Source organism: Subtercola sp. Z020, assembly GCF_002931235.1.
In the GTDB taxonomy this organism is placed as follows: domain Bacteria; phylum Actinomycetota; class Actinomycetes; order Actinomycetales; family Microbacteriaceae; genus Subtercola.
Window position 1 is genome coordinate 1 of record NZ_PSTT01000035.1, and the last position, 17166, is coordinate 17166.

A 17166-nucleotide genomic window follows, 5' to 3' on the forward strand; every position below is an offset into this window, starting at 1 on the left:
GACCTCCGTGGCCTGAAGAGATGTCAGATACCTCCACTAAGCCCCGGAGGTCCTCCTCAAATCAAGCCCCGACTGTCACCAACGTCATGGCCGAGTACACCTAGCGCGCGGTAGATCGTCGGACGGCTAACCGAGAAAAGGTCGGCGATCTGCTGCACAGTGTGTTCGCCTGATGCATACAGTTTTTTTGCCTCGGCAATCCTTGCCGGGGTCATTTTTGGCTTGCGCCCTCCGGTTCGTCCCCGTGCGCGCGCGGCAGCCAGCCCGTCTTTGGTCCTCGAAACCATCATCTCGCGCTCGAACTCCGCGAACGCGGACACCATTGTGAAGAAAAGTCGCCCCTCGATTGTCGCGGTATCGATTCGCTGCTCAATGACCTCAAGGACCACCCCCTCTTCCTTGAGCCAGTCAGCTACGGCGAGCAAATCTTTCGCAGAGCGACCGAGCCGGTCGAGTCTGGTTACCACTAGCGTGTCGCCGTGGCGGAGAGCATCTCGACACCGATCCCATTCGGGCCTGCTTGCCTTCGTGCCCGATGCCTTCTCGACAAACAATTTGTCCACCTCGGCCATAGCAAGCGCATCGTGCTGTGCGCGGAGGTTCTGATCCGACGTGCTGACTCGCCCGTAACCAATTCGCCTAATTGTCATTGTTTGAATGTAACGCAAACGTTGCTTGTGTGACATTGAATAAGTACACGAGATTCGAGAAATTTGTTCGGCTTGTTCTCGGCGTTGCCTTGCACCTGTCGAGATGTAATAGAAACCATCGTTTGCAATACCCCCGTTTCAGGGAATGCTTCTACTCAAGCGCTTCGTCACTACTAACCGAAACTTTTACCAGACTCACAAACTCGTCAACAAGAGCAGGATCAACGAAGAATTCGACTGCGAAGTCGAGATCGATAGGGAGATCCGCACCATGTGATCTCTGCTCGCAGGCTGCTTCGACTCGCGACGTGAACGTGGTGACGAACTCGCGGCACGCCTCAATCGGCTGATCCGCAAGCGCAACGAGCGCCTCGCGAGCCGAGTCTGTTTCATCACCTAGTTGAACTGCCCGAATCTCGTCGGTCCACTGCAACATCTGAGCATATGTCGCTGCAAATCGTCGCGACAGGTGGTGAATCAGGGACGAATCCCCCGCTTCACCCGGCGCACCAATCGCCATTTCAAACGAGCGAGGGCTAATGATCTTCGGGATTCGAGACACGATTGTGGATATCTTCGTGAGCCGCTCGCTCGCGTAGTCCAGGAATTCGACGGCCGTGTAAGACTCGCCAACATCCATGCTGTACCCGAAGTGATAGTCCCGCCAAAGATCTTCGTAGGCCGCCATATTGATTCGAAGACAAGCGGCGAGGTAGAGGAACTCCCAGAGAGGCGGCTTGTTGGCCAAGATCTCACGGCGGCCGCTCTCGCCGAGAGGAACACGAGTCATCACACTCAAGTCGGTCATTCGGCGGCTCGCTTCTGAGCTTTGTCGGTCAAGAAAGGAGAGGGAAGGAGAGTAGACCTCAAGCCAACGCCGTTAGCACGTATTCGCATCCCCCGGTCCTGCGAGACAATCGTGAAACGTTCGGGGGAACTCGACGCGAAGTAGACGGACTGCCTTACTATCTCGTCGTCTACACGACCCAACCGCTGGTGGCCGGTTGGCTCATCGAGGAATTGAACTGTCACTTCTTGTCTCACTTTGTGGGCCGACGAGACCGCGGCTCCCGATAGGTAGGGATCAAGCATCCGGATGACAGCCCGAGCACGCTTCGCAAAGTCATTGTCGCGATCCTTAAGGTTGTCGAGTTCGTCGAGAACTACCAGTGGCAGCAATATCTTTGCCCGTTTCGCGGACGCTAGCTCCTGCCAGGGCACTTCGTTGAACATCCGTCCGTGTATCAACACATTCGTATCGAGGAGAAGGGCAGACTCGTTCTCATCGAGGTGAAGGAGTCTGCGATAGTGCTTCATTTGAGCAGAGATTTTAGACAATCGATTTAATTGGAATCTCACCTCACTCTCAATGAGAGGTATGGGCCGTTGCGTCTCTAGACCCATGGCTCGAATGTGCCAGTAGCGCTCAGTTTGAAACCCTCCCACGACGGATGGATCGGCAAACAAATTACTGACTCGCTGGTCCGCGGCTTCGATGAACATCAGGTAGAGCGACGCAGCGATCTCCGCATCGACACTGAGCCGATAGAGCCGCGCCTCCAATTCTTGGAGCACACCGTCAAGTTGGTCGCTCGCTCGATCCAGCGCCACCCCTTCATTCAAGAACATCCAAGTCATAGACGAATCGTGGCGGTGTCAAACGTCTAGTGGCGGTTGCCTCGCCGCAACGGGTGGTGAAACTGCCAGCCATCTATGCAGAGAAGACCGACTATTTCGAGAATTTCGCTATCAACCGACCGCTCCAAGGGAAGGGGTTTCTGAGCACTAACAGAAGAATCGATATTGAGGCCACCCCTGAGAGATCGCTCCGGGGTGGCCTCGTATCCTGCACGTTGAAGTGTGCCCATCACGTCAACGGCAAGCTCCTACTGGGTTTTGAACGAAATAGAGCTTCCGGTCGGCCCCAGAGGACCAAACTCCGCGTACACCTGTGCGAGAGCCAGGTCACGCTCAGCGGTCGTCGGAATGCGCCACGCCTGATCTCTCCTACGTTCACGTTCTGCTTGGAATTCGAGCGAGCCGGGGAGCAATACGGGTACGTCAGACGGGAACGGACCGAATCCAATTCTTTGATCGTCGCCTGTCACCACAGCATCGAGCCACGATTCGCCATTCCGATCCCGAGACGCTTCGATCAAGGCTTCCGTCACGGTCAAGGTGTCCCCGCGACGACCGATGTACGAAGGGAAGAAGTCGCCGGTGGACAGTGTCACTCCTGTCGCGAGAATGTGAATCTGATCGCCCGGCTTGATAACGGTGGTCTTGGTTCCTGCGGTCATGAGATGCCCCTTCCTGGGCTGTTGAGTGGTCAATGGACTAGCGCGTTGAGGTTCTCGATGAATCCCAGATCGCTGAATTCGTGCTTTTCCATCTCGGCGATGAGGTCTCTTCCCGATTCGTGACGGGAGACGAATGATGCGACTGCTCGAACGACGGTGTTGGAATCCGCGATGAGTTCGACGATTGCGGCATCATCGATTCCCATTTGCGAGAGCAGAGCGAGAACGATCTTCGCTTCTGAATCGGCTGCCCGGATTTCGACAGAGGTGGTACCTGTCTGGCGCGCGATGAGACGTGTCTCCCTAGCGCTGTCGGCAAGGTCCACTAGACGGGTCAGGAGCGACGGCGGTGCGGCGGAGGTGAATAGCGCGCCCGCTCGAAGTTGTTTCGACAGATGGGCATTTGCGTGTCGGGACAACGCCGACACCGACACGTCAAAAATCGATGAGATCGACACTAGCGAATCGCCCTGCGCGAGCAGGTTGTCGATTGCTCGACTGTCCCGAGAAGTGCAGATACTGCACTTTCGCCCGAGCTTGGTTTCATGAATCATGGCGACCCCCGCCCAAAGATGCTGACCCACATCAGCTTGCCGAACCATTCGGCTCACCTGTCTCGCCGGTGGTCGCGTTACGAGAAGTCGGATTCGTCTCGAATCATCCCGTAATACAAGTATATCACAACTTTGCTACAAAGGTTGGTACAATAGAGAGGCTCTTACGATTCCTCATTCTCCTCGTAGAGCGGCGACAAGATCTCGCCGAGAGGCATCTCGAACGCTGCTGCCAGTCGGAACCACGTCAGCAGGTTTCCCCGCGATGGGGCGAGGTCTATCCGATCCCGGCGACGCTTCCCCGACTCGATGGCGACGAGAGATGCTCTGCCTACTCCTGAACGAGCGGCGAGTTCGTCGTAAGACCACCCGCGATCATGACGCAATCGAGCCAGTGAACGGCGGAGTGCATCGAAGTTTGGCTGTTCGGAAGAAGGGGCATGAGTCACCCTACGATTCGAATTGAAGACGGATTTGTCTTTGTTATGGCTAACCAGCACAATATGGCTAACCAGCACAGTGCACTAGGAGCTAGACATGCAACGCAGCAAAATTGCCCTCACCCTGCTCATGACCACCGCTCTGGGAATCGGACTCGCAGGCTGCGGAGCGGCAACCGCGACCCCGCCCCCCAATGCCGCACCTAGGCAATCCGAGATAGCGGCCCCATCAGCAGAACCTACGAAGACTCTGCCCGCCACAAACACCAATGGCAACCTTGAAAAGGCCATTGGCGAAGATGGAGCGGTCGTCTTCGCTGGTGGAGAAGAGAACGCATTCACCTTCAAGGTGACAAACATCGAGGTAAACCCGGACTGTACGGGCGATGGATCGTTCAAGGTTCCGTCTAAGAACGGAGAGTTCGTGGCGCTAACTTTCGAAATCACGACCAGTGCGGACTACTTGAAGGTCATGTCGGGCGGTGAGCCACTGCGGCTGTTCTGGCAGGACTGGAAAGGATATTCAGCTACCGGGACGGTCGTTGAGAACGGGCCGAACGGTCTTACCTGTTTCGCCCGAGACGAATCGATGCCTCTCGATATACCGGCAGGAACAACTTCGACGGGAAAGTTTGTGCTTGACCTCGATCCCTCTGCTGCCTCAGTCGGATGGAGTCCTTCATACGTCCGGGGTCAAGACAAATCAGGCTGGGAATGGGCCATCCCCCAGTAATACGCGTAGCGGCTACAAATTTGCCTCAAGCCGCGTGTGGCGCTCTGAGACCATGAATATGCCAGATGGAGGCATACTACAATCCACGCTGAAATTAACTCAGCGTGAACCTGGTGGCCTATGAGAGGCGTTCCTGTGGAGTGCGTGGTCAACGGTTGCAACGAGACTGCCGAACATGCATTCGACGTGTCATTTTCCCCCATGCGGGTAACGTACGCCGCTTGCTTTCGGCACCATGCCGCGATCATGCGAGGCGAGTTTTTCGCACAGGGCACCGACCCGGCCCGTGGCCTGGCTGGCGTAGTGGCCACGCCGAGGCGAGATAGCTAGGCAACCTATTGAGCACTGCGGAGTTTGTCTTCAAGAGAGTTCGAAAACTGGTAGCGTCGCTGCCCACGAGTCGCTCGTTGAAACTCATCCCACAGTTCAACTGCCTCAACTTCGCCCGCCCGAGCGGCAGCGAGAAGATCCCCAGCACAGTGAAAGCCCGATTGGTTAGAGGTGAACCGGGGACTATCTTTCATCACATATCTGGTCGATTGCCTTGAGGTCGCTGGGTCGATCAGCCTCACGTTCTGGCCGGTAGAAGCCGCCTCAATCCCTGCCGATGCGGCCGATGCGATCCACCTTTCAGCAAGCGCGTTTGAGACAGGGAGCGCCGAGACTTTGTCGAAGTCGTTTCCAGAAAAGAAGTACAGGTGAAGGTGCGGATGCCAACCGACCTCTTCGGAATAGGTAAGTTCAATAACCCAGCCGTATCCGCCGATGTTGTGGGTTTCACGAAACTTCACCCAGCCCCTCCCGCTAGTGAACCGCTTCATTGAAGCTTTCAGGCCCACAAGGGTAGTTATGAGCGGTTGCCCTGCTTCATGACGCAGGGTGAAAGTAGCGAAGAGCGTCGAGGGAGAAAGTTCAATACACCGCTGAACTTTATCGGCGAATCTCCGTAGGCATATCTGAGTACAAGTCGGGCATACCCAAGAGTTGCCGCAACGCACCCGGTAGCTCTCGCCTGCGGCGCTGACCACCCTCATGCCTGACTTGCAGTATCGGGTGTTCTTGTAAAGGGCAGTTAGAGCAGCATCCTGCTGAACAGACCATTGAGGTCTTCTTACCCTCAAGGCTTCGGGGGGAAGACTTCTTACGTCTTTTGATATATGGACAGGTGAAAGAGTGATTGCGGGCATGAACGAAGGGCTTTCAGGAAGGCGAATAAATTCAGCGGTTGAGCCGCTGTGCTTCCTGTCTTCATCCGAACCGGCCTAGGCATTGTCCGATGATAGATACCCGCCCGTCGCAATGGGGCGCACTTCAATTTTACCAGCCGTACCGACCGAATGTGCGGAGTTTGAAACTCAGTCCACGTCTACGTCTACCAGGCTGCGCTCAGGGCACTTGTAGCGCCATCAGCGAGGGACGTGGCGTATTTTCCATACACATCCATCGTGACGGCGATAGAACTATGACCGAACGCCTTGCTGACGTGTTCTACCCGAGCGCCCTGTTCGAGCATTATTCGTGCGGCTGTGTGGCGCAGGTCGTGGAATCGAATTTCGCGCAGGCCCGCCATCCTCTCGACCCGCTTGACTTGTTTGCCGACGGTGCTGGGATAGAGCGGTCCGCCATATTCGTTCGTGAATACGAGGCCGCTGTCATCCCAGTGCTGACCTGCTTCAATCCTCTGGATGGCCTGCCTGTGCTTTTGGCGACGGAGAGCGTCCACTACAAAACCCGAAAGTTGCAACCGACGAAGGCTGCTTTCGGTCTTCGGCGAACTGAGTTGAAGCGAGACTCCGCTCGTGCCGTTTGTTCTTTGCACCCGCTTCTCGGCGAGTGACACTTCAACTCGCAGGGAACCCGAATCCAGGTCAATCGAACTCCACCGAAGCCCCAGCGCCTCCCCCCGGCGTAATCCCAAATGCACGGCGAGTAGCAATACGCTCTCAAGGTATGAATCGCGCCCCGCTGCGGCGATAAGTTTCCGGGCTTCGGGGAGCGTGTACGGCTCCTTTACTTGTGTGATTTCGCCCTCCCTCCTGCCAACAGTTCGCGACCGGGCGACAGGGTTGGATACGACCATTCCCTCAGCGAGCGCAAATCTGAATACGGCACCGAGCACTTGGCGAGCCGCCTTCACGGTGCTGGTGCTGAGGTTCCTCTGCCGCAAGCCTGACACCCACTGGTTTACGTCCTGGGGGCTGACTTCCGAAGCTAGCTTTTCCGCAAAGGTTGCCTCGATGTGGGAGCGCCAATGGTATTGGTAACTCTGCTTTGTGCTCTCGCGGATTGTGTCTTTCAGCCCGAACTCAAGCCACGAAGCGGCGAGTTCACCGACCGTTAACGACTGTTTGTCCCTCAACTTCATCGAGTCACGATCCGCGCAAAGCTGGCGAAGAGCCGTTTTTGCTTCCCTCTCGGTACGACAAACCCGGCGCTTGCGATTCCGTTTCCCTTCGGCGGTCGTACCCATGTCAACCGCTGCGATCCACTTGCCCCGACCGTCTTTGAAGACCGTCCCGTTAGCTTTCGATGTGGTAGCTGCGCTCATCGAGACACCTCCGCTCGCATCTCAGTACGCCCGGATGGTGACTCCTTGATTAGATCTTCAATCGCATCGATAGGGATTCGCACGCTTGAACCGATGTGGATGGTGCGAAGTCTCTTCGCCTGGATCAGGCGATAGACAGTTGACCTCGACACCGAGAGACGATAGCCCGCGTCGTCAATGGTGACCGCGTTTCTAACGTTTACATACGTGATGCTCCACTCTTCTTGCAGGCATTCCCAGCGTGAACGCACGTCAAAGTGCGTGAGGGGCGTGCGGACTATCCGCAGTCTGCCTGTGAAATTGGAGTCCGATGGCGAGTAGCCAGACTCAACAATCTCGTGAGGACTACAAGGTATGCCTCGACATTTTTCGGAGCGAATCGACACACCCTCCCGGACGTTAACAGTGAGTAAATTCGGGCAAAAAAAAGACCAAGGCCCCGGCTGGATGGCTATCGGTTTGGATATCCATCGAGCCGGAACCTTAGTCTGGGTTCCTGCGCTTGCTTGCAGTTGCAGGGTTGTAATGGTGCGCCCGGAGGGATTCGAACCCCCGGCCTTCTGATCCGTAGTCAGACGCTCTATCCAGCTGAGCTACGGGCGCAAATCACACAAGAGATGACTTTACCACAGGCCGGGGGTGCGCAACGCCGCTACTGCGCCGCGTAGCCACCGTCGACGAGGTGGTAGCTCCCGGTGATGAACGATGCGCCGTCGCTCGCCAGGAACGCGACCAGCGCCGCGACCTCCTCGGGCTGCCCCAGGCGACCCAGCGCGTGCTTCGCGGCGAGCGCGGACTGCGCCTCGTCGGTGAGGTTGGCGTCGACCAGCGGGGTGTGGATGAAGCCCGGCCCCACCGCGTTCGTGCGCACCTTCGCGTCGCCGTACTCCAGGGCCGCGTTCTTCGTGAGACCGACCAGACCGTGCTTGGCGGTCACGTACGCCGAGGACTGCGCGATGCCGACGCTGCCGAGCACCGAGGCCATGTTGATGATCGACCCGCCGCCGTTCGCGGCCATCGCGGGCAGCTGCGCCTGCAGCCCGTAGAAGACGGCGTTGAGGTTGATCTCGATGACCTTGCGCCAGCCGTCGAGGCTGTAGTCGGCGATGGTCGCGGCCTCTCCGCCGATGCCGGCATTGTTCACGGCGATCTTCAGGGGCGCGAGAGCGTTGGCCGCGTCGACGGCAGCCTTCGAGAACTCGGGGTCGGAGACGTCGCCGACGAGCGACTCAGCGGTTCCACCTGCGGCACGGATCTCCTCGACGACGGCGTTCGCACCCTTCTCGTTGAGGTCGGTCACCAGCACCGAAGCACCGCTCGCGGCGAGTTCCAGGGCGATCGCGCGCCCGATTCCCGAGCCTGCTCCGGTGACGATCGCTGAGCGGTCTGCGACATCGTATGTTGCCATGATCTTCGTGCTTCCTTCGTGAGGACGACGTTCGGGGTGAACGAGTACATCCAGTCTGCCACTTTTATCCAACAGATGTCGGTTAGTCTGGACGAATGGATGCCCGACAGCGCCGAAGCCGCGACAACCTCCGGCGTGCCATCCTCTCGCTCGCCGCCGACACCGCGGCCAGCGGCATCCTCGCCTCCGAGGTGGCGGCCGCTGCCGGAGTGAACCGCTCCACGTTCTACGACCACGCCGCGTCGCCGACCGCCCTGCTCGAAGACGTGCTGCGGGAGGAGCTCGACGCACTGCGCGAGGAGTTCCTGAGCGGGGCATCCGCCGGCGACGCCGCTGCCGCGATCGCGGGGGTCACCCGCTCCGTGCTCGAGCACGCGGAGCAGCACCGAGCGATCTACCTCTTGGGGCTCGATGAGAACAGCGGGCCTGCGAGCCTGCACCCGATGCTCTCATCGCACTTCGAGGCATCCATTCGCCTGCTGCTCGCCCAGCACACCATCACCTTCGACAGCGTGGGCGTGGGCGCGCTGCCTGACGCGCTGGTCGCCGAGATGGCGACGCGCATGGTGGCCGACGGCTCGGTCGGCGCGATTCTGGCGTGGCTGCGCTCCCCCGCGCCGCGGAGCGTCGACGCATTCCTCAGCGCGTACGCGCAGCTGCTGCCGGCCTGGTTCCCGTTCGCGGCCTGAGGCGCCGACAGCTCAGGCCGCGAGCTCACCGAGCGGGGTGAAGGGCAGGCCGAGGGCCGACGCGACGAGCGCGTTCGTCACGGCGCCATCGTGAACATTCAGGCCGCGCGCGAGGGCAGCGTCGTCGGCGAGCGCCCTCTGCCAGCCCTTGTCGGCGAGCGTCAGAACGTAGGGCAGCGTGGCGTTGGTGAGGGCCGTGGTCGAGGTCTCGGGAACGGCGCCCGGCATGTTCGCGACGCAGTAGAAGACGCTGTTGTGCACAGGGAAGATGGGGTCGTCGTGGGTGGTCGGCCGGGATCCCTCGAAACAGCCGCCCTGGTCGATCGCGATGTCGACGAGCACGGAGCCCGGCTTCATGGCCGCCACCATCTCGTCGGTGACCAGCTTCGGCGCCGCGGCGCCCGGGATGAGCACGGAGCCGACCACGAGATCGGCGTCGCGCACCTGCGCCGCGATCTCGTACGCCGACGAGGCACGGGTCTGGATGCGCCCGCCGAACTGCACCTCCAGTTGCCGCAGGCGGGGCAGCGAGAGGTCGATGACCGTCACATCCGCCCCCATGCCGAGCGCGTTCGCCGCGGCGTGCTCGCCGGCGACGCCGCCACCGATGACGACGACCTTCGCCTTGCGGGTGCCGGGCACACCACCGAGCAGTACGCCGCGCCCGCCCGCTGCGCTCATCAGGTGGTATCCGCCGACCTGCACAGAGAGGCGGCCGGCGACCTCGCTCATCGGCGAGAGCAGCGGCAGTGAGCGGTTGTCGAGTTGCACCGTCTCATAGGCGATGGCGGTCGTGCCGCTGGCGAGCAAGGCATCGGTGCACGCCCGGCTGGCGGCGAGGTGCAGGTAGGTGAAGAGCACCTGGCCCTTTCTGAGACGACCGTATTCCTCGGCGATCGGCTCCTTGACCTTCAGCAGCAGGTCGGCCTGCGACCAGACCTCGTCTGCCGTGTCGAGGATGCGCGCCCCCGCGGCTTCGAAGTCGGCGTCGGTTATGCGCGAACCGAGGCCCGCCCCGCCCTGCACGACCACATCGTGACCCCGGCGGGCGAGCTCGTGCACGCCGGCCGGCGTGATGGCGACCCGCTCTTCGTTGTTCTTGACCTCGCTCGGAATGCCTACGCGCATGATCGCCTACCTCTCGTCGTCGATGTCTGACAAGTCTGCGAATACCGCGTTTCGAGTGTGTGAAATCCGAAGGAATGATGACATTTCGGTGTGCTGGCGCAGTATCTTCGGTTCAGGAGGCAGAAGCTGATGGTTACCTCGAACAATCCACGGTCGTCCGGCCCGCTCGACGAGGTCGACAGCCGTCTCGTCGAGCTGCTGCGTTCGAGCGCACGGATGCCCAACAGCCGATTGGCGGAACTGACCGGTATTGCGCAGTCGACCTGCATCGCCCGCGTGCGTTCCCTTGAGGAGCGCGGGGTGATCACGGGGTACTCCGCCCGCATCTCGCCGTCGGCGCTCGGACTCACGTTGCAGGCGCTGATCAGCGTCAGCATCAAGTCGGGGGCCCGGCACAACCTGTCGTCGTTCAGCAGCGACCTGCGCGCGCGGCCCGAAGTCGTCGAACTGTTCTTTCTCGGGGGTGCTGAAGACTTCGTGCTTCACGTCGCGACGCGCGACAGCGATCATCTGAGAGAGTTCGTGGTGTCGAACCTTTCGGCACACCCGGCCGTCGCCTCGACCCGCACCAGCATCGTGTTCGAGCACATCGTCAACTGATCCTCTCCTCCCCAGGCGCCCCGTTGTGAACGCTGTCCACAATTTTGCGCTGCGGTCTTGTCGACGCTCTGACCGGAACGGTACTTTGGGCGAACCGGCGACAGGCGCCGGGCAGACCGAGAGGCAGGCGCCATGAGCACAGTCGAGAGCTACCACCAGGGAGTGCCCTGCTGGGTCGACCTCCTCACACCCGATGTCGAGGCAACGCGCACCTTCTATGGCGAGCTGTTCGGCTGGGAGTACGACGCGCGCCCGATGCCCATGGAATCGGGCGAGACGGCGTACTACTACATGGCTGCGCTGGGCGGGCGGAACGCCGCCGGCCTGATGCAGGCGCCGGAGGCGGGCGCCGGCGCCCCGAGCTGGCGCACCTACTTCGCCGTCGACGACGCTGAAGCCTCGGCGGCTCGCATCCCCGAACTCGGCGGTACGGTGCTCCTGCCGCTCGCCGAGATCCCGGGGTCGGGGCGAATGACGATCGCCGTCGATGCGGGCGGCGCAGTGTTCGGCCTCTGGCAGGCGCAGGGCCACATCGGCTCGGCCGCCGTCAACGAGGCGGGGGCTCCGATCTGGCACGAGCTGCAGTCCGGTGACGCGCCCGCCGCGGCGACGTTCTACGAGTCACTGACGGGCGATGGCCGTGAGGTCACGAGCATGGGCGAGTTCGACTACATCAGCCTGACGGCCGAGGGTAAGCCGGCCGCCGGCATCATGCCGAAGCAGGATGAGGCGCAGCCGACGGACTGGCTCGTCTACTTCGGTGTCGACGACGTCGACGCCTCTGCGGCGCAGGCCGAAGCGCTCGGCGGCAGGGTGGTCGAGGCGCCGTACTCGATCGAAGGGGTGGGGCGCATGGCGGTGCTGGCCGACCCGCAGGGCGTCGTCTTCGCGATCATGAGGGGGTAGGCAGGGGGGCGGGCAGCGGCGGTAACGTGTGGTCATGGCTCACCTTCTGCATTTGGATTCCTCGGCCGACCTCGACCGCTCGCGTTCGCGTTCCATCGGTCGCACCTTCGACGCTGCCTGGCTCGCCGCAGACCCGTCGAACACAATCACGCACCGAGACCTGCACGTCGATCCGCTGCCGCACCTGGCTGATCCGTCGTTGCACTGGCCGCCGCGCCTGCGCCCGGCCGGTTCCCACCCGCCCGTCGAGGCCGAGGAGCTGCAGAGGGAGCTGATCGAGGAGCTCGTCGCCGCCGACGCGGTCGTGGTCGGCGCTCCGCTCTACAACTACTCGCTGCCGTCGACGCTGAAGGCGTGGATCGACTACATCCACGTGCCCGCGGTGACCGCGCCGTTCGACGTCGACACGCAGCCCATGAAGGGCCGGCCCGCCGTGATCCTCTCCAGCCGCGGCGCGTCCTACGATGCCGGTACTCGCACCGCCGACTGGGACCACGAAGTGCCGGCGATCAGCCTGATCCTCGGCAACGCACTCGGCATGGAGATCACAGTGATCACGACGAGCCTGACCCTGGCCGACAGCGTCGCAGCCCTCGCGGCGCAGCTCGACCGCAGCACCGCCGAGCTCGCGGCCGCGCACGAAGCGGCGCGCGAGGTCGCAGGGCGGCTCGGCTCCACCGCCGCGACCGCCTGACGCGCCGCCGGTCGGCGGGCAGGGCCGCCGGTCGGCGGGCAGAAGTGTGCCGGTCGGGGCGGCGCAACCCCCCGGGCGCAAGTTGATGGGGCGAGCCCCGGGTGCGAACATCGGATGAGCGGCCACCGGTGCCGCAGTGGTGAGGTGCAGCATGCGGATCGTCGTCGTCGGAGCAACCGGAAACCTCGGCACAGCCAACCTCCGGCGCCTCCACGAGGCGCGGGCCACGGCTGACATCGAGATCGTCGGGGTTGCGCGGCGCACCCCCGATGAAGCAGTGGCCCCCTACTCCGACGTCGAGTGGCACGGCATCGACGTCGGTGCCGACGGCGCAGTGCTCGAACTGACGCGTGCCTTCGAGGGGGCGGATGCGATCATCCACCTCGCCTGGGCCCTGCAGCCGAGCCACGATGAGCCGGCCATGTGGCGCACGAACGTGACGGGTACGGCGAACGTTCTCGCTGCCGCGGCTGCAGCCGGTGTCGGCCACGTGCTCGTCGCATCGTCGGTCGGCGCCTACAGCGTGGGGCCGAAGCACACCCGGGTCGCCGAGAGCTGGCCCACCGGCGGCATCCCCACATCGCACTATGCGCGGCACAAGGCGGTCAACGAGCGCGCGTTCGACAGGTTCGAGCGGGAGCATCCAGGCATTCTGCTCACCCGGTTCCGGCCCGGGCTCGTCTTCCAGGAGGGGGCGGGCCACGAGATCAGCGGGCTGTTCCTCGGCAAGCTGCCGATGGGGTGGCTGAAGTTCGTGCGCCCTCCGGTGCTCCCGCTCCCGGTCGAGATGGTCTTCCAGGCGATCCACGCCACGGATGTCGGCGACGCGTTCTGGCGCGCAATCGACAGGCGGGCATCCGGAGCCTTCAACATCGCCGCCGAACCGGTGCTCGACCCGCAGGTGATCGCCGATGTGCTCGGCGCCCGGCGCGCGGTGCCGGTGCGCCTGGTCGCGGTGAAGTTCCTCGTCTGGCTGACGTGGCGGCTGCGCATCCAACCGACGCCGCCCGGCTGGGTGGACATCGCCGCCTACGTGCCGGTCATGTCGACAGACCGAGCCCGCGATCTGCTCGACTGGCAGCCGACGGTTTCGTCGACCGACGCCCTCGCGGCGATCGTCTCCGGCCTCGCGCACGACACCCGCACGCCGGGCTCGGGTCCGCTCGGTGGCTGAGGCTCAGCGGCTGAGGCTCGGCGGTTGAGGCTTAGCGGTTGAGGCCCTGCGGCTGACGCCCTGTGCTCAGAGGCCGCGGCGCTCGAGCCGCTCGGCCTTCCGTTGCGCCGCCGACGCCTGCAGGTTCGACACCATCACCAGCACCTCGGGCAGGCTACCCAGCAGGAATGCCGCGTAGAGCGGCACCGACACAATCAGCACACCCCACGCCGCGATGAAGACGGCGAGGCCCGTGCGTCCGCCCGGCCGCACCGCGATCGGCGGATCGGGGAACTCGCGCCGGGCGCCCTCGTCGGGGTCGGTGTGCGATGCAAACGGCATGTCTCGCAGTATCGCACCCGAACCCGCGCGACGGCTGCGCGCGGCGATCCGACCTGCGACGTCCGCCGTGCCGCGCTTCCGCACCGCGGCGCCACCCCGCTGCCCGCACTGCCGCACCGCCGCCCTTTCACGCTGCGCTCCCGGCCGCCAGTGCTGACAGCGTTACCCGAATGACGTCGAGGCCACCGAATTCCGACCCCCGCGCCGAGACGGGCGATCCCGCCCCGGGCGCTGGCTCCGGGCATCCCGAAGCAGGCGACCGCGAAGCCCGCCCCTCTCGCGCCGCGCGAACCGACCGCCCGAATCCCGCCGACGGCCCCGACAAAGGGCCGACCGGCGAAGTGCGCATCGACCGATACGTCGGCGGCCGCGACCTCACGCACTGGTACACCCCCGCCGGCCGCGTGCTCGTGCGCTCGACCGAGGCCGTCACCACCCGGCTCGGGCCGAACGGGGCGCTGATCCTCACGCTCGTCATCGGACTGCTCATCGCGTTCGGACTCAGCGCCGCCGGCGTGCAGATCTACGACGCGGTCACCGACGACGATGGCGTCGCCGGTTTCGACGAGCCGATGTTGAACGCTGCGATGACCATGCGGTCCCCTTGGTTCGACGCGCTGGCGACGGGGTACACCACCATCGCCGGACCGATCGGCATGCCGATCATCGCGGTCGGCGTGCTGCTGGTGCTGGCCATCAAGCGACACTCGTGGACTCCGGTCATCCTCATCGTCGCAGCCGGCGGCGGCTCAGTGCTGATGACGATCGCCGGAAAAGACCTGATCGGACGCACCCGGCCGCCGCTCGCCGACGCGGTTCCGCCCTACGAGTACTCGCCGTCGTTCCCGAGTGGGCACACCCTGAACGCCATCGTCGTGGCCGGCATCATCGCCTACCTGCTGATCCTCCGGCGCGAGACGGTGCACGGCCGCGTGCTGATCATCTCGGCCGCTGCGCTCTTCGCGCTGACGGTCGGGCTCAGCCGCGTCTTCCTCGGCCACCACTGGTTCACCGACGTGCTCGCCGGCTGGGTGCTCGGCGCCGCCTGGCTGGCGCTCGTCATCACCGCGCACCGCCTCTACCTCACGGCTCGCCGCGACCGCGACCCACGCGCCGCCCCGCCGCCGCCCTCTCCCGCGCCCGCAACGTCGACCGACGCGACCCGGCCCGGGCCCTCCGACTGACGCCCAAACGAGGACGACGCGCACGATGCGTCCACATGGCCGCCAACGCAGCCGTGATCCTCGGTTACGCTCCAGGGCGGGCCGCGGGCGGTGGGCGGGGCGGGGCCGCGTACACCCGCGCGGCGCGGCCGGGCAAGCCCCGCGCCGCGGGCGGCGGCGCGCCCGATACTGGAGGGCAGATCATCCATTCGCCCGCGGGCGAGCGCACGAACGAACGAAGGAGCCGCCCATGCTGAGCACCAAACCGATCGGCGTCGTGCTGCTGTCGCAGAACCTCGCGAAGTCGCGGGAGTTCTACGCCGACACCCTGCAGCTGACCGTTCTCGAGGAGAACGACTCCGCGATCACGTACGAGTCGGGCGGCACGCGCCTCACCGTGACCGCGAGCGATGTCGGCAGCAAGGATGAGCAGACGAAGGCCTCGTGGCAGGTCGACGACCTGCGGGCCGAGCTCAACTGGCTCGAGACGCGCGGCGTCGCGCCCCAGGAGTACGACTCCGACGAGCTGAAGACCGTCGACGGCATCGCCGACCGGGGCACGGCGTGGTCGGCGTGGATCCTCGACCCCGACGGCAACGCGCTCGGCATCGAGCAGCAGAAGTAGCCTCACGGCGGGCCGCGGCCTGCAAAACTGTTCGCACGTGCACCTCACGTTTCGGCCGCGCCGAACGTCTACACAGTGATGAACATGAAACAGCCCTTCGAGAAGGTGGTCGCCGAGCACGGCGCGACGGTCTTGCGCGTCTGCCGCGCCGTCGTGGGTGAGCACGATGCCGACGACGCGTGGTCGGAGACGTTCCTCGCCGCGCTCGGGGCATGGCCCGACCTCCCCGACGGAGCGAATGCCGAGGCCTGGCTGGTGACGATCGCGCACCGGAAGGCCATCGATGTGGTGCGGGCGCGCCAGCGGCGACCGTTCACCGTGGTCGCGATCGAGGGCCTGCAGGAACGAGCATCCGGTGCCGGGGCGGGCGGCGCGGTCCGCAACGGGCGGGCCGGCCGGGCCGCTGGCGACGCGACCGCTGGGGGCAACTCGCCCAACCTGTCGCACCGCCCCGCGCGCTCGCAACCCGGGCACCCCGACCACGACGACGCGATCGACCTCTGGCGGGCGGTCGGCGCCCTGCCCGAGAAGCAGCGCCTCGCCGTCGCGTACCACTACCTCGGCGGGCTCGCCTTCGCCGACGTCGCCGGCCTCATCGGGGGCAGCGTCGAGGCGGCGCGACGGGCCTCGTCCGACGGCGTCAGGGCACTGCGGGCGAATTACGCGGACGCTGCTGAGAGCACCCCGAACGGCGCTGCCGCAGCTGGCGCCGCCGGGCATCCACTCCTCCACACGGAAGGTCTCGACCGATGACTGTGCACACCCCTCCCTCGTTCGTTTTCGCTCCGAGTGACGCTGAGCGGCAGGAGCTCGACGCGTCGGTCGCGACGCTTCACCGGCGGCTCGAGCAGCAGGCTCTGGATACCCGGCTGCTCGACCTCGCGTACACCACTGTCGACTCCCCCGTCGGGTCGCTGCTGCTCGCCGCCACGCCGATCGGGCTGTTGCGCGTCGCCTACGACGTGGAGGGTCACGACGCGGTTCTGGAGACCCTCGCCGAGCGGGTGAGCGCGCGGATCCTGCGCGCACCGGCCCGACTCGACGCCGTCGCGTTCGAACTCGAGGAGTACTTCGCCGGTGCACGGCGCGCCTTCGACGTGCCGCTCGACCTGTCGCTGTCGAGCGGATTTCGGCGGGAGGTGCAGCGGTACCTGCCGTCGATCTGGTACGGGGCGACGGCCACGTACCAGGAGGTGGCATCGTCGGTGGGGAACCCGCGGGCCGTGCGGGCGG

22 protein-coding genes and 1 tRNA gene are annotated in these 17166 nt (G+C 63.8%); 10 read left to right on the forward strand and 13 right to left on the reverse strand.

From position 1 onward, the window contains the following. Positions 1–56 precede the first annotated feature (56 nt). The 6 genes from C5B96_RS04430 to C5B96_RS18070 form a co-directional block, all read right to left on the reverse strand. Positions 57–686: a recombinase family protein gene (locus C5B96_RS04430; protein WP_369826432.1), complete on the reverse strand. Its 630-nt coding sequence runs from the start codon at positions 684–686 to the stop codon at positions 57–59. 115 nt (positions 687–801) lie between these two features. Next, complete coding sequence (locus tag C5B96_RS04435) at positions 802–1458, reverse strand: hypothetical protein (protein ID WP_104243348.1); 657 nt, start codon at positions 1456–1458, stop codon at positions 802–804. Continuing rightward, on the reverse strand, positions 1455–2288 hold the full coding sequence (locus C5B96_RS04440) for a PIN domain-containing protein (protein ID WP_104243350.1): 834 nt from the start codon (positions 2286–2288) through the stop codon (positions 1455–1457). Before C5B96_RS04440 ends, C5B96_RS04435 begins: the two co-directional genes overlap by 4 nt. Positions 2289–2536: 248 nt before the next feature. After that, positions 2537–2950, reverse strand: coding sequence for a hypothetical protein (locus C5B96_RS17060; RefSeq protein ID WP_146078084.1), 414 nt, complete (start codon positions 2948–2950; stop codon positions 2537–2539). Between the two features lie 29 nt (positions 2951–2979). Next, positions 2980–3552 carry a hypothetical protein gene (locus tag C5B96_RS17065; protein ID WP_233188996.1) on the reverse strand — a complete coding sequence of 191 codons (573 nt, stop codon included), beginning with the start codon at positions 3550–3552 and terminating at the stop codon, positions 2980–2982. A gap of 116 nt (positions 3553–3668) precedes the next feature. Further along, entirely contained in the window at positions 3669–4022 is a 354-nt protein-coding gene (locus C5B96_RS18070) for a helix-turn-helix transcriptional regulator (protein WP_369826433.1), read from the reverse strand. Between the two features lie 19 nt (positions 4023–4041). Here C5B96_RS18070 and C5B96_RS17070 point away from each other — a divergent pair, with 19 nt between their 5' ends. Beyond that, entirely contained in the window at positions 4042–4677 is a 636-nt protein-coding gene (locus C5B96_RS17070) for a hypothetical protein (RefSeq protein WP_146078086.1), read from the forward strand. A 335-nt stretch (positions 4678–5012) separates the two neighbouring features. On the opposite strand, the gene C5B96_RS17075 is transcribed toward C5B96_RS17070, so the two are convergent. From C5B96_RS17075 to C5B96_RS04465, 5 genes are all read right to left on the reverse strand, one after another. Further along, positions 5013–5468: a hypothetical protein gene (locus tag C5B96_RS17075; protein ID WP_146078087.1), complete on the reverse strand. Its 456-nt coding sequence runs from the start codon at positions 5466–5468 to the stop codon at positions 5013–5015. A 581-nt stretch (positions 5469–6049) separates the two neighbouring features. After that, positions 6050–7225: a site-specific integrase gene (locus C5B96_RS04450; RefSeq protein WP_104243354.1), complete on the reverse strand. Its 1176-nt coding sequence runs from the start codon at positions 7223–7225 to the stop codon at positions 6050–6052. After that, a complete protein-coding gene (locus tag C5B96_RS18075) occupies positions 7222–7611 on the reverse strand; it encodes an excisionase family DNA-binding protein (RefSeq protein ID WP_369826434.1) in 390 nt (129 codons plus the stop codon). The genes C5B96_RS04450 and C5B96_RS18075 overlap by 4 nt, the downstream gene beginning before the upstream one ends. 140 nt (positions 7612–7751) lie before the next feature. After that, positions 7752–7828: transfer RNA gene (locus C5B96_RS04460), tRNA-Arg, on the reverse strand. Positions 7829–7877: 49 nt separating this feature from the next. After that, positions 7878–8633: an SDR family NAD(P)-dependent oxidoreductase gene (locus C5B96_RS04465; RefSeq protein ID WP_104243357.1), complete on the reverse strand. Its 756-nt coding sequence runs from the start codon at positions 8631–8633 to the stop codon at positions 7878–7880. 95 nt (positions 8634–8728) lie between these two features. Here C5B96_RS04465 and C5B96_RS04470 point away from each other — a divergent pair, with 95 nt between their 5' ends. Beyond that, complete coding sequence (locus C5B96_RS04470) at positions 8729–9322, forward strand: TetR/AcrR family transcriptional regulator (protein WP_104243359.1); 594 nt, start codon at positions 8729–8731, stop codon at positions 9320–9322. A 12-nt stretch (positions 9323–9334) separates the two neighbouring features. Here the strand turns inward: C5B96_RS04470 and ald are convergent, their stop codons facing one another. Then, entirely contained in the window at positions 9335–10450 is a 1116-nt protein-coding gene (ald, locus tag C5B96_RS04475; protein ID WP_104243361.1) for an alanine dehydrogenase, read from the reverse strand. A gap of 129 nt (positions 10451–10579) precedes the next feature. On the opposite strand from ald, the gene C5B96_RS04480 reads away from it, so the two are divergent. From C5B96_RS04480 to C5B96_RS04495, 4 genes are all read left to right on the forward strand, one after another. After that, entirely contained in the window at positions 10580–11050 is a 471-nt protein-coding gene (locus tag C5B96_RS04480; RefSeq protein WP_104243363.1) for an Lrp/AsnC family transcriptional regulator, read from the forward strand. Between the two features lie 132 nt (positions 11051–11182). Continuing rightward, positions 11183–11956, forward strand: coding sequence for a VOC family protein (locus C5B96_RS04485; RefSeq protein WP_104243365.1), 774 nt, complete (start codon positions 11183–11185; stop codon positions 11954–11956). A gap of 34 nt (positions 11957–11990) precedes the next feature. Further along, the gene (locus C5B96_RS04490; protein ID WP_104243367.1) at positions 11991–12650 is read left to right on the forward strand and encodes an FMN-dependent NADH-azoreductase; all 660 of its coding nucleotides are present in this window, start codon (positions 11991–11993) and stop codon (positions 12648–12650) included. Between the two features lie 151 nt (positions 12651–12801). Continuing rightward, entirely contained in the window at positions 12802–13824 is a 1023-nt protein-coding gene (locus tag C5B96_RS04495; protein WP_104243369.1) for an NAD-dependent epimerase/dehydratase family protein, read from the forward strand. A gap of 66 nt (positions 13825–13890) precedes the next feature. Here C5B96_RS04495 and C5B96_RS04500 read toward each other — a convergent pair whose 3' ends face one another. Next, positions 13891–14145, reverse strand: a complete 255-nt coding sequence (locus C5B96_RS04500) for a hypothetical protein (protein ID WP_146078088.1) — start codon at positions 14143–14145, stop codon at positions 13891–13893. A gap of 170 nt (positions 14146–14315) precedes the next feature. On the opposite strand from C5B96_RS04500, the gene C5B96_RS04505 reads away from it, so the two are divergent. From C5B96_RS04505 to C5B96_RS04520, 4 genes are all read left to right on the forward strand, one after another. Further along, positions 14316–15329, forward strand: a complete 1014-nt coding sequence (locus C5B96_RS04505; RefSeq protein ID WP_104243374.1) for a phosphatase PAP2 family protein — start codon at positions 14316–14318, stop codon at positions 15327–15329. A gap of 229 nt (positions 15330–15558) precedes the next feature. Then, on the forward strand, positions 15559–15933 hold the full coding sequence (locus tag C5B96_RS04510) for a VOC family protein (protein WP_104243376.1): 375 nt from the start codon (positions 15559–15561) through the stop codon (positions 15931–15933). 84 nt (positions 15934–16017) lie between these two features. Further along, positions 16018–16686: an RNA polymerase sigma factor gene (locus C5B96_RS04515; protein WP_104243384.1), complete on the forward strand. Its 669-nt coding sequence runs from the start codon at positions 16018–16020 to the stop codon at positions 16684–16686. After that, positions 16683–17166: methylated-DNA--[protein]-cysteine S-methyltransferase (locus C5B96_RS04520; RefSeq protein WP_104243378.1), on the forward strand; the 484-nt coding region annotated here is incomplete at its 3' end. The genes C5B96_RS04515 and C5B96_RS04520, both read left to right, overlap by 4 nt.